This is a genomic window from Streptomyces aurantiacus JA 4570 (assembly GCF_000414115.1).
Lineage (GTDB): Bacteria > Actinomycetota > Actinomycetes > Streptomycetales > Streptomycetaceae > Streptomyces > Streptomyces aurantiacus_A.
The window spans coordinates 17920-30189 of record NZ_AOPZ01000068.1; the positions used below are offsets into that span (position 1 = coordinate 17920).

The 12270-nt window shown below is 71.5% G+C and carries 12 protein-coding genes; 5 read left to right on the forward strand and 7 right to left on the reverse strand.

What is annotated here, in order from left to right:
- The first annotated feature begins 31 nt into the window (after nt 1-31).
- Together STRAU_RS09155 and STRAU_RS09160 are read left to right on the forward strand one after the other, a co-directional pair.
- On the forward strand, nt 32-1264 hold the full coding sequence (locus STRAU_RS09155; RefSeq protein WP_037658367.1) for a L,D-transpeptidase: 1233 nt from the start codon (nt 32-34) through the stop codon (nt 1262-1264).
- Nucleotides 1265-1467: 203 nt separating this feature from the next.
- Entirely contained in the window at nt 1468-2241 is a 774-nt protein-coding gene (locus STRAU_RS09160) for a DUF6227 family protein (protein WP_016639990.1), read from the forward strand.
- Between the two features lie 6 nt (nt 2242-2247).
- Here STRAU_RS09160 and STRAU_RS09165 read toward each other — a convergent pair whose 3' ends face one another.
- The 6 genes from STRAU_RS09165 to STRAU_RS09190 all read right to left on the reverse strand — a co-directional run bounded on the left by STRAU_RS09165 (nt 2248) and on the right by STRAU_RS09190 (nt 8669).
- On the reverse strand, nt 2248-2502 hold the full coding sequence (locus STRAU_RS09165) for a hypothetical protein (protein ID WP_016639991.1): 255 nt from the start codon (nt 2500-2502) through the stop codon (nt 2248-2250).
- 83 nt (nt 2503-2585) lie between these two features.
- Entirely contained in the window at nt 2586-3062 is a 477-nt protein-coding gene (locus STRAU_RS09170; protein ID WP_016639992.1) for a hypothetical protein, read from the reverse strand.
- Between the two features lie 61 nt (nt 3063-3123).
- Complete coding sequence (locus STRAU_RS09175; protein ID WP_016639993.1) at nt 3124-5154, reverse strand: PTS fructose transporter subunit IIABC; 2031 nt, start codon at nt 5152-5154, stop codon at nt 3124-3126.
- 58 nt (nt 5155-5212) lie between these two features.
- Complete coding sequence (gene pfkB / locus STRAU_RS09180; RefSeq protein ID WP_016639994.1) at nt 5213-6160, reverse strand: 1-phosphofructokinase; 948 nt, start codon at nt 6158-6160, stop codon at nt 5213-5215.
- Nucleotides 6157-6918 (reverse strand): DeoR/GlpR family DNA-binding transcription regulator, encoded by a 762-nt coding sequence (locus STRAU_RS09185; protein WP_016639995.1) that lies wholly within the window; start codon nt 6916-6918, stop codon nt 6157-6159. Before STRAU_RS09185 ends, pfkB begins: the two co-directional genes overlap by 4 nt.
- A 212-nt stretch (nt 6919-7130) precedes the next feature.
- Entirely contained in the window at nt 7131-8669 is a 1539-nt protein-coding gene (locus tag STRAU_RS09190) for an MFS transporter (protein ID WP_037658361.1), read from the reverse strand.
- 118 nt (nt 8670-8787) lie between these two features.
- Here STRAU_RS09190 and STRAU_RS09195 point away from each other — a divergent pair, with 118 nt between their 5' ends.
- On the forward strand, nt 8788-9768 hold the full coding sequence (locus STRAU_RS09195) for a helix-turn-helix transcriptional regulator (protein ID WP_016639997.1): 981 nt from the start codon (nt 8788-8790) through the stop codon (nt 9766-9768).
- A 185-nt stretch (nt 9769-9953) separates the two neighbouring features.
- Here STRAU_RS09195 and STRAU_RS09200 read toward each other — a convergent pair whose 3' ends face one another.
- Nucleotides 9954-10967: a sigma-70 family RNA polymerase sigma factor gene (locus tag STRAU_RS09200; RefSeq protein WP_016639998.1), complete on the reverse strand. Its 1014-nt coding sequence runs from the start codon at nt 10965-10967 to the stop codon at nt 9954-9956.
- 264 nt (nt 10968-11231) lie between these two features.
- On the opposite strand from STRAU_RS09200, the gene STRAU_RS09205 reads away from it, so the two are divergent.
- The gene (locus STRAU_RS09205) at nt 11232-11759 is read left to right on the forward strand and encodes a GNAT family N-acetyltransferase (protein ID WP_037658363.1); all 528 of its coding nucleotides are present in this window, start codon (nt 11232-11234) and stop codon (nt 11757-11759) included.
- A gap of 48 nt (nt 11760-11807) precedes the next feature.
- The coding region (locus tag STRAU_RS09210) for a questin oxidase family protein (RefSeq protein ID WP_037658365.1) at nt 11808-12270 on the forward strand (463 nt) is incomplete at its 3' end.

Below are 12270 nucleotides of genomic sequence, written 5' to 3' on the forward strand. Positions count from 1 at the left end.
ACTGGACCAGACGACGTACTTGGAGCAGCTCGTGACAACGCCGGACATAGCAGCGCAGCCTCAGCCTCGTCGCCGTCGGCGGGCCCTGCTGGCGACAGCCGCGCTCGCGGCCGTCGGCGCGCTGACCCTGACGGCCTGCGGCGGTGACGCCGACGCCAAGGACGACAAGAAGTCCGGCACCTCCAAGGACGCGTCCGGCGCGCGGATCGCCATCTCCTCCAAGGACGGCGCGACCGACGCCTCGATCAACACCACCGGCGTGAAGGTCAAGGGCGGCAAGCTCACCAGCGTGAAGATGACGGACGTGGCGTCCGGCTCCGCGGTCGAGGGGTCGATATCCGGCGACGGCGGCACCTGGAAGCCCAAGGCGCAGCTGGAGCGCGGCACCAAGTACAAGGTCACCGCGAACGCCAAGGACTCCGAGGGCCGCCCGGCCACGGAGAACGCGACGTTCACGACGGTGTCGAACGCCAACAGTTTCATCGGTTCGTACACGCCCGACGGCGGCACGACGGTGGGCGTCGGCATGCCGGTGTCGTTCAACTTCGACAAGCCGATCACCGACAAGAAGGCCGTGCAGTCGGGCATCACGGTCAGCTCCAGCAGCGGCCAGAAGGTCGTCGGCCACTGGTTCGGCAACCAGCGCCTGGACTTCAGGCCGCAGGAGTACTGGAAGGCCGGCTCCAAGGTCACCATGAAGATCGATCTTGACGGCGTGAAGGGCGCGGCGAACGCGACCGGCGTGCAGGACAAGACGGTCACGTTCACCGTCGGCCGCGCGCAGGTCTCCACCGTCGACGTGAAGGCCAAGAAGATGACGGTCGAGCGGGACGGCAAGGTCATCAAGTCCGTGCCGATCTCCGCAGGCAGCGCCGAGAACCCCACGTACAACGGGCAGATGGTGATCTCGGAGAAGTTCACGCAGACGCGGATGAACGGCTCGACGGTCGGCTTCGGCGGTGAGTACGACATCAAGGACGTACCGCACGCCATGCGTCTCTCGACGTCCGGCACCTTCATCCACGGCAACTACTGGAGCTCCCCCTCCATCTTCGGCAGCGCCAACACCAGCCACGGATGCGTAGGACTGCAGGACGTCCAGGGCGCGCAGGGTGCCACCCAGGGCAAGTGGTTCTACGACAACTCCCTCATCGGGGACGTCGTGACGGTCAAGGGCTCCCCGGACAAGACCATCTCCCCGGACAACGGCCTGAACGGCTGGAACATGTCCTGGAGCCAGTGGACGGCGGGCAGCGCCGTCTGACCGACGGGCACCTCGCGGGGCGCGTTCGGCGCCGCGCAAGGCTCATCAGGAGCACCGCAGGGGCACCAACGGGGCGGGCCGCACGGGAACTTGCCGTGCGGCCCGATCGTTTTCCCGTTCCCGGACATGATGTCCGACCCAGGGGCTACGGTATGCACGCACAAGGTGACATGCAGCAACGCCGGAAGCATCCGGGAGTATCCGTGAGCGTTCCGTACCAAACAGCGTACGAACCACCCGAGTCGCCCGAGCCCGCCTCCCCCGAGGAGCACCTCGAGCGACTGCTCAGCCGCGCCCTGAACTCCTTCGACCTCCCCGACGAGGCGATCCGGAGCCTGGAGCGCGCCCTCGCGTACGACAGCGCGCTGCACTCCGCGCACCACAGCGCGGGCCTGCACCGCGAGACCTACCGCCACACCTGGCTGCTCGCCGACGGCCAGGTGCTCACCCTCTGGGAGCTCGCGCACAACACCGGCCCCGGCAGCGCCGTGCAGTACGAGCTCTATCTCGACGAGGAGGAGGCAGGCGTGGCCACCGCCCGGCTGCCGCTGCCGCCGGACACACCCGCCTGCGAGCCGTCCGTCGTCCTGCACCCGCTCCCGGCCGACGAACCCCGGCACACGTACGTGCCGGACGACTCCGCCGACCACGCCCGCCGTCTGCTGCGCCGCGCGGAGAACCCGCTCGGCGCCGACCATCCCGGCGACGAGATGGCCCGCCTGCTGCGTTCGGCGTTCGCCCACCAGATCACGCAGGCGTTCGGCCGCAGCGGCCTCAGCGGCGAGGCCCGGCTCGGCTTCTCGCTGTACGAGCACGCGTTCCTGCTCTTCGACGGCTCCGAGGTCAGCCTCTGGGAGGTCGAGCACACGGCGACGGCCGACGGCCGGCACATGTGCGAGGTGTATACGAGCGAGCACGCGGCGCGAGCGGCGATGGCGCGGCGGGCGCGGACCTACCCGGCGACCAGGGCCCGCTGAGCGCGCCTACCGCGGCCGGCCCCGACCGAATTGCCGTACCAGACCGGCGAACGCGGCGCGTTCGTCCGGCGTCAGCTCGACGGACTCCGCGCCCGGCGGCCCGGACTGGACCGGCAGCGAGCGCAGCAACGGGCCGCCCGGCGCGGCGAGTTCGGCCGCGCGGCGGCGCTGCACATGCAGGAACGTGACGGCCCAGACGACGGTCACCCCGGCGAGCAGGGCCACGCCTGTCTGCTGAACGATCGAAGCACCCTGGAACATGCGGCTCAGTAGACAACAGCCGCGAGGTCTACAACAGAGGCGTTAATGGACCTTTGGTCCTGAAGTGACGCATCTCGCATTTGTCAGTCACCGCGTACGTCCTCGTCCCGGGACTCGCGGGCGGCGTCGTGGCGTTCCTGCCACATCGTCGCCGCACGGTCGGGGCCGCCCCCGGCGCCGTCGCGTTCGCCGGTGAGGAACCCCGCCATCCGGACGCAGATCGCGGGCAGTTCGGGCGCCTCGCGCGCCCAGTCCTCCGTGTCGACGCCCGCGAGCACACAACTGGCCCACAGGGTGGCGAGCAGCCGCGCGGCGAGGTCGGTGCGCGCGGCACCGGCGCCGGGGGCGTGGCCGCGGACGACGTCGGTGGCGTCCTCGATCAGTTCCGGTTCGAGGATCCAGCGGATGCCCGTGCCGGTCTCGATGAGGAAGCCGGCGTAGACCGCGAGGAAGACGCCCGTCGTCTCGGTGTCCTGCTCCAGACCCGCCCGTGCCTGGTCGGTGAGCTGGCCGACCAGGTCGAGCAGGCTGCTGAGGTGACTCTGCTGAAGGTCGCTCACGATGGCCCCCGCGGGATGCCCGTGCCCGGGTTCGGACCGCAGTACCAGCAGTATGCCTACGTCAGGCGGCCACCGACACCCGCGCGTCGTCGGCCACCGTGGCCGCCGCGTCGCCCTCCCCGGCCGGACCGGCCGTTTTCCGCGCGCCCTTGAGCAGGACGACCACGGCCGTGGACACGGCGACACCGGCGGCGATCGCGACCAGGTACAGCAGCGGCTGCCCGATCAGCGGCACCACGAAGGCGCCGCCGTGCGGGGCGCGCAGGGTGCAGCCGAACGCCATCGACAGGGCGCCGGTGACCGCTCCGCCCGCCATCGAGGCGGGGATGACGCGCAGCGGGTCGGCGGCGGCGAACGGAATGGCGCCCTCCGTGATGAAGGAGGCGCCCAGGAACCAGGCCGCCTTGCCGTTCTCGCGCTCGGTCCTGGTGAAGAGGCTTCCTCGTACGGTGGTGGCGAGGGCCATGGCCAGCGGCGGGACCATGCCCGCGGCCATCACGGCGGCCATGACCTTCAGCGAGCCGTCCGTCGGGTGGGCGAGTCCGCCGACCGCGAAGGCGTACGCGACCTTGTTGAGCGGGCCGCCGAGGTCGAAGCACATCATCAGGCCGAGGATGACGCCGAGGATGATCGCGTTGGTTCCGGTCAGGCCCTCCAGCCAGTCCGTCAGCGCGCTCTGCAGCGAGGCGATGGGCTTGCCGACGACGAGGAACATCAGGAAGCCGACGACCGCCGAGGAGATCAGCGGGATCACCACCACCGGCATGATGCCGCGCAGCACCGCCGGGATGCGGACCCGTTGGATCCCCATCACCACCGCGCCCGCGAGCAGACCGGCCGCGAGGCCGCCGAGGAAGCCCGCGTCGATGGTGACGGCGACCGAGCCGCCGACGAACCCGGGGACGAGGCCGGGGCGGTCGGCCATGCCGTACGCGATGTAGCCCGCGAGGACCGGGACCAGGAAGGCGAAGGCCAGGCCGCCGATCTGGAAGAGGAGGGCCGCCCAGCTGGTGTGGTCGGTCCAGATGAAGTGGTCCGCGACCGAGGGGGCCTTGTCGATCTTCCAGCCGCCCAGGGCGAAGCCGAGGGCTATGAGGAGGCCGCCGGCCGCCACGAAGGGGACCATGTAACTCACGCCCGACATCAGCCACTTGCGTAGCTTCGTGCCGTAGCTGTCGCCGCTGTCCCCTGTGCTGTCGACCGGGGTCGGGCCCGGGCCCGTGGGGGGTGTCGCTTCGCCTCGGGCCGCCTTCTCCCTTGCCTCCGCGACGAGTTCGGCGGGGCGGTTGATGGCTGCTTTTACGCCTACGTCGACGGTGGGCTTACCCGCGAAGCGGGGCTTGTCCCTTACGGGGACGTCGTGGGCGAAGATCACCGCGTCCGCGGCTTGGACGGTCTCTTCGGTGAGGCGGGTGAAGCCTGCGGAGCCCTGGGTTTCCACCGTCAGGTCTACGCCTGCCTCGCGGGCCGCGTTCTCCAATGCCTCTGCTGCCATGTACGTGTGGGCTATGCCCGTGGGGCAGGAGGTGACGGCGACTATTCGGAAGGGCGGGGCTGGGGCCGGGGTCGACTTCTCTGCGTCGGACTCCGGTGGGCCGGAACCGGGGGCTGTGCCCACAGCACTAACGGCAGCGGTTTCCTCTCCGCTGATCAACGTCGCCGCTGACTCCGCGTCGGGAGCCTCGCGCAGGGCCGTTGTGAACTCCTCGTTCATCAACTGGCGGGCCAGGGACGACAGGATGGTGAGGTGGGCGTCGTCCGCGCCTGTGGGGGCGGCGATGAGGAAGATGAGGTCGGCCGGGCCGTCGGGGGCGCCGAAGTCGATGCCGGTGGCCGAGCGGCCGAAGGCCAGGGTCGGCTCCGTGACGTGTGCGCTGCGGCAGTGCGGGATGCCGATGCCGCCGTCGAGGCCCGTCGGCATCTGGGCCTCGCGGGCGGCCACGTCGGCGAGGAAGCCGTCGAGGTCGGTCACGCGGCCGAGGGTCACCATGCGGGTGGCGAGCGCGCGGGCCGCCGCTTCCTTGGTGTCGGCGGACCGGTCGAGTTCGAGGTCGACCAGGTCCGCGGTGATCATGGCGTTGTTCTCGCTCATCGCGGGCTCCTTCGCACGCGTATCCCCCGGGGTGTGGGGATGAGGGCGGGGACGGGGATCATGGGGCCGGTTCCGTCAGGGCGCGGTCCAGGGGGACGTCGGACGTGACCGTGACGGCGGCCGGGGACAGGTCGGACGGCGTGGGCATGGCGCTGCCGGGGAGCCGGACCGCGGCGGCGCCGTGCGCCACGGCCGAGGCGAGGGCGGCGGGGCCGGTGCCGCCCGCGATGAGGAAACCGGCCAGGGAGCTGTCGCCGGCGCCGACGTTGCTGCGTACGACATCGACGCGGGCGCTGCCGAAGTACGTACCGGAGTCGTCGACGAGGAGCTGGCCGTCCGCGCCGAGGCTGGCGAGGACGGCGCGGGCGCCCCGCTCCCGCAGTTCCTCGGCGGCCTTGACGGCGTCGCCGACGGTGGCGAGGGGGCGGCCGACGGCTTCGGCGAGCTCCTCGGCGTTGGGCTTGACCACGTCGGGGCGCTCGGCGAGGGCGGCGAGCAGGGCGGGGCCCGAGGTGTCGAGGGCGATCCGGGCGCCGGCGGCGTGGCAGCGGGCGACGAGGTCGGCGTACCAGGAGGGGGCGAGGCCGCGCGGGAGGCTGCCGCAGCAGGCGATCCAGTCGGCGCCCGGCGACTTCTCACCGACGGTGGTGAGCAGCGACTCCCGCTCCGCGGGGGTCAGTTCGGGGCCCGGCGCGTTGATCTTCGTGAGGGTGCCGTCCGGTTCGGCGACGGAGATGTTCGAGCGGGTCTGGCCGGTTACGCGGACGGGGGCGACCTCGATGCCCTGCTCGTCGAGGAGCCTGGCGACGAGGTCGCCGGGGGCGCCGCCGAGCGGGAGGACGGCGAGGGTGCGCACGCCCGCGGCGGCGACGGCGCGGGAGACGTTCACGCCCTTGCCGCCGGGGTCCATGCGGTCGCCGGTGGCACGGACCACCTCGCCGCGGTCGAGGGCGGGGACCTCGTAGGTGCGGTCGAGGGAGGGGTTGGGGGTGACGGTGAGGATCATGCGCGTACGACCTCCGGGCCCGCCTTCTCGATGGCGGCGGCGTCGGCCGGGCTCAGGCCGGTGTCCGTGATGAGCAGGTCCACGTCGGCGAGGTCGCCGAAGCGGGCGAAGTGCTCCTGGCCGTGCTTGGCGGAGTCGGCGAGCAGGACGACGCGGCGGGCGGCGGCGACGGCGGCGCGCTTGACGGCGGCCTCGGCCAGGTCGGGGGTGGTCAGGCCGTGGGCGGCGGAGAAGCCGTTGGCGGCGAGGAAGAGGACGTCGGCGCGGATCTCGCCGTAGGCCCGCAGGGACCAGGCGTCGACGGCGGCGCGGGTGCGGTGCCTGACGCGGCCGCCGACCAGGTGGAGCTGGAGGCCGGGGTGGTCGGCGAGGCGGGCCGCCGTGGGGAGGCTGTGGGTGACGGCCGTGAGCTCCGCGCCCAGCGGGAGGGCGGCGGCCAGGCGGGCCACCGTGGAGCCCGCGTCGAGGATGACGCTGCCTTCGGCGGGGAGTTCGGCGAGGGCGGCGCGGGCGATGCGGTCCTTCTCGTCGGCGGCCGTGGTCTCGCGTTCGGCGAGGTCGGGCTCGAAGGCCAGGCTGCCGGCCGGGATGGCGCCGCCGTGCACGCGGCGCAGGAGCCCGGCGCGGTCCAGGGCCTTCAGGTCGCGGCGGATGGTTTCCGCGGTGACCTGGAACTCGGCGGCGAGGGAGAGGACGTCGACGCGGCCTCCCTCGCGGGCGAGGCGCAGGATTTCCTGCTGGCGCTCTGGGCCGTACATGGCTGGGGGCCTCCTGCTTTCTGCCCGGTTGTGTGGGTTCCCCCGGAGCGTACGTCCCCATTTCCGGGAAGTAAACACACTCGGACATCGAGTGGGCATGTTCGGGCTTTGATCTCCTGTGCGGGGTGGGCTTCGGTCCCCGGGTACCGGGAAAGCGCGACAGCCCCGCCCCGTGTCGGGGTGGGGCTGTCGCGCCGCAGAGCGGTGCAGGCTCAGGGCGTCAGTGCCGGCTCGCGGGACTTCACCGCGTCCTCGGCCGGGGCACCCGCCTCGTCGCCGGAGTCCTGCGCGCCCTCGATGTGCTGCTTGGGCCGCTTCGGGAGGGCCAGCATCAGGAGGAAGATGGCGACGAGGACCGCCACGACCCACCACAGGGCGTGCTCGAAGCCGTTGATGTACTCGGCGGGGATCCGGTCCGGGGTCACCTTCTCGTCGATGACGCCGTAGAAGACGACGGACACCAGGCCGAGGCCGAACGCGTTGCCCATCTGCTGGACGGTGTTGAGGAGGCCGGACGCCGAACCGGCGTGCTCACGCGGCACATCGGAGAGGATCGCGTCCGTCAGGGGCGCCACGATCAGGCCCATGCCGAGGCCCATGACGACCAGCGGAAGCGCCATCTGCCAGGACGCGATCCCGGCGCCGTACCGGTCGGCCTCCCAGATGTAGATGAGGACACCCGCGGCCATGGTCAGCGCACCGGCCTGAAGGACCTTGCGGCCGAACCGCGGCACCAGCTGCTGCACGGAGAGCCCGGCCGCGGCGGACACCGCGATGGAGAAGGGCACGCCCGTCAGACCGGCGTGCAGCGCGCTCCAGCCGAGGCCGACCTGCATGTACATCGTCCAGACCAGGAAGAAGATGCCGAGCGAGACACCGAACACGGTCTGCACGGCGATGCCACCGGCGAAGCTCTTCACCTTGAACAGCGAGAGCTCGATGAGCGGCGAACCGTCCTTCTTGGTCTTGTGCTTCTCGTACGCCACGAGGGCGCCGAAGACGACGAGCGCGCCCGCCATCATCACGTACCCCCACACCGGCCAGTCCAGCTCACGCCCGCGCGTCAGCGGGTAGAGCAGCATCAGCGCGCCCACCGTGACCAGGACGACGCCGACCAGGTCGAGCTTGAGGGCCTTCGGCGCCTTGGACTCCTCGATGAACTTGCGGCCGAGGAGCAGGCCCGCGATGCCGACCGGCAGGTTGATGAGGAAGATCGGGCGCCATTCGAGGCCGAAGAGGTTCCACTCCGTCAGGAGCGCGCCGAGCAGCGGTCCCGAGACCGCGCCGAGGCCGACGACCATGCCGAACAGGCCGAAGACCTTGCCTCGTTCGTGCGCCGGGAAGGTCGCGTGCACGATCGAGAGGACCTGCGGCACCATCAGCGCGGCCATGCCGCCTTGCAGGATGCGGGACGCCACCAGCATGTCCGGGTTGACGGCGAAGCCGCAGAGCGCGGAGGCGACGGTGAAGCCGGTGATGCCGAGGAGGAATATCCTCTTGCGGCCGTAGATGTCGCCGAGCCGCCCGCCGGTGATCAGGCCCGCGCCGAGCGCGAGCGCGTACCCCGCGGTGATCCATTGGATGTGGCTGAACGAGGCCCCCTCGTCCCGCTGGATGGACGGGATCGCGACGTTCACGATCGTCACGTCCACCAGGTCCATGAAGGCGGCCGTCATGACGATCGCGAGGGCGAACCAGCGGCGCCGGTCCGATCCCTGTGACACGGGGGTGCTGCTGGGTGAAGAAGTCATGCCGTAAGGCTAGAAGGCCAATAGGTCAGATCATGACCTAGTTGTACGGCACCCTGGGGACAGGTTCCGGATCAGGTTTCGGAACCGGGTTCGGGATCACGGTGGCGGGAGGCCCCTCATGAGTACGGACACGCCGGCGCGGCTGCTGCAGCTCCTCTCGCTGCTGCAGACACCGCGCGAGTGGCCCGGCGGTGAGCTGTCGGAGCGGCTCGGCGTCAGCCGCCGCACCGTGCGGCGGGACGTCGACCGGCTGCGGGAGCTCGGCTATCCGGTGCAGGCGACGCAGGGGGCGTGCGGCGGCTACCGGCTGGTCGCCGGGAAGGCGATGCCGCCGCTGGTCCTCGACGACGAGGAGGCGGTGGCCATCGCGGTGGGGCTGCGGGCCGGGGCCGGGCACGCCGTCGACGGCGTGGAGGAGGCGTCCGTGCGGGCGCTGGCCAAACTGGAGCAGGTGCTTCCGTCGCGGCTGCGGCACCGGGTGTCCGCGCTCGGCGCCGCGACCATGTCGCTGACCAGCGGGGACGGGGCGCGGATCGCGCCCGAGACGCTGACGGTGATGGCGTCGGCGACGGCCGCGCACGAGCAGCTGCGGTTCGCCTACGAGGCGAAGGACGGGACGCCGTCGCGGCGGCTCACCGAGCCGCACCGGCTCGTGGCCACGGGACGGCGCTGGTATCTGGTCGCGTACGACCTGGAGCGGCAGGACTGGCGCACGTTCCGGGTGGACCGGGTGTCGCAGCCGTTCGCCACGGGAGCGCGGTTCGCGCCGCGGATGCTGCCGGGCGGGAGCGCGGAGGCGTATGTGCGGCGGAGTGTGCTTGCGCGGCCGCAGGAGTCCGTCGCGTACGAGGTGGACGTGGAGTTCCACGCTCCGCCGGAGCGAGTGGGCGGGCGGCTGCCTGCCTCCCTCGGCGAACTGGTCGCCGAGGGCGCCGACCGATGCCGGCTGCGGGCGACGGTGACCGAGCCCGTGGAGTGGGTTGCCGCGCGGCTCATCTGGGTCGAGTGCGCGTTCGCTGTGCGCGGGCCGGAGGAACTGGTGGCTCGCGTACGCGAGTTGGGGGTCCGCCTGACCGAGGCCGCCTCGGGTACCGGTTGAGGTCCGGCTGCCCGCCGGTGGGGGTGCCCCGCGCTCCGCGCGGGGTTTCTCCCACCTGCCCACCCGTTTACCCCCAACGTTCGGGTGCACGGGCTTCGCGTGCAGGCCGGTGGGTTCTCAGGGTGGGCGGGTGGGAGAAATCCCCGCGCGGAGCGCGGGGCGAAGCCACCCGGCCCCCGGCCGGCCTAGGCCGCCGCGTCGAACCCGGTGTCGCGGGCCAGCTTCTTCAGCTCCAGAAGCGCATGCTTCTCAATCTGCCGAATGCGCTCGCGCGTGAGGCCATGCTCCTTGCCGACCTCCGTCAGCGTGCGCTCGCGGCCGTCGTCGATGCCGTACCTCATCTTGATGATGGAGGCCGTGCGCTGGTCCAGGCGGCCGATCAGGTCGTCCAGCTCCTCGCTGCGCAGCAGCGTGAGGACGGACTGCTCCGGGGAGACGGCCGAGGTGTCCTCGAGGAGGTCGCCGAACTGGGTGTCGCCCTCGTCGTCCACCGACATGTTCAGCGAGACCGGGTCGCGGGCCCAGTCCAGGACGTCGACCACGCGCTCCGGCGTGGAGGCGAGCTCGGCGGCGATCTCCGTGGGCTCCGGGTCACGGCCGTGCTCGCGGTTGAACTCGCGCTGCACGCGGCGGATCCGGCCGAGCTCCTCGACCAGGTGCACGGGAAGCCGGATGGTGCGCGACTGGTCGGCGATGGAGCGGGTGATGGCCTGGCGGATCCACCAGGTGGCGTACGTGGAGAACTTGAAGCCCTTGGCGTAGTCGAACTTCTCGACGGCGCGGACCAGGCCCGCGTTGCCCTCCTGGATCAGGTCGAGCAGGGGCAGGCCGCTGCGCGGATAGCGCCGGGCGACCGCCACGACCAGGCGGAGGTTCGAGCGGATGAAGACGTCCTTGGCGCGCTCGCCGTCGGCGACGAGGGCTTCGAGCTCCTCGCGCGAGGCGGACCCGGCGGCGGCTTCGGCGTCACGCTCGACCTCGCCCGCCAGTATCTGCCGGGCATAGACGCCCGCCTCGATGATCTGGGACAGCTCGACCTCCTTGGCGGCGTCGAGCAGGGGTGTGCGCGCGATCTCGTCGAGGTACATGCCGACCAGGTCGCGGTCGGCGATCTCGCCGCCTACGGCGCGAACACTGCGTGCCGCGTCGGTCCGACCGGTGTCGGCGGACTTACGACGGGCGACGGCACGGGTTGCCATGCGTGCTCCCTTGCGTGGTTGTCACTGGTCGGTCCGGCATGGACCTTCGGTGGTCCGGCATGGACCTTCGGTGGTCGGCCCTACGGTGGACCTGTGGTCCTTGTACGGACCTGTGGCCCGGGGTCGGACCTGTGGTGGACGGCACACCCTCCCAGGTGCCCTGCATCCGATGGAAACAACGACTGGAATCCGGACAGAATTCCCAAGCCGCGCGCCCGTTTTTGTGATCATGCAGTACCCTGTGCCGCCACAGAGGGAGGTCAGTTGCCGTCGGAACGTAAAGAGGTGCAGGTCAGACCGGGAACCGAGGCCGATCTCGGGCCCCTCACCGACATCTACAACCACTACGTCCGAGAGACCGCCGTCACATTCGACACAGTCTCTTTCCTGCCGGAAGAGCGCCGCCCTTGGCTGCTCTCCCACCCTGAAGACGGCCCGCACCGCTTGATGGTTGCGCAGCGGGACAAATCCGGCATTCTCGGGTACGCGACGTCCAGCCCGCTGCGCCCCAAGCCCGCGTACGCGACCTCCGTCGAGGTCAGCGTCTATCTCGCCCCGGACGCGGGCGGCCGCGGCGTCGGCACGCTCCTGTACGAGGCGCTCTTCGACGCGCTCGCGGGCGAGGACCTGCACCGCGCGTACGCCGGGATCGCGCTGCCCAACGAGCCCTCGGTGCGGCTGCACGAGCGCTTCGGGTTCCGGCACATAGGGACGTACGCGGAAGTCGGCAGGAAGTTTCAGCGGTACTGGGACGTCGCCTGGTACGAGAGGCCGCTCGGTCCAGCGGACTAGGGCCGCGGACCGTTACGGACGCCCGGAACCCCCGCCTAACGTGCCGCCATGAACGACACCAGCGGCATCCTCGACGAAGCCCTGCAGCGGCTGCACGCCTCCGGGCCCGAGCGGCTCGGGCGGCTCACCAACCACGGGCCGATGGCCGTCGAGGCCCTGGTGCACGGCGGCCAGGCCCGCTCCGTGCACCGCTGGCTCGACTACTACCGCGCCAAGCTGGAGGACATGCCCGCCCGCCTCGCCCCGGTCACGGACGCCGACTGGCGCGCGGCGCTCGGTGATCCGCGGCGCGCGGCGGACTGGATCGCGTACTTCGAGCGCGCCCTGGCCGAGCGGCCCTGGCGCGAGGTGCTCACCGCCTGGTGGCCGGTGCTCCTGCCGGGCATCGCGGGCGGCTCCACACACCCGGTGATCCGCGTCGGCCACGCGGTGCGGGCGCTCCTCGGCCCGGGCGGCGAGACCGCGCCGCGCGTCGCCGAGCTGGCGCACGGCCTCGGCTACTGGGCCGCCC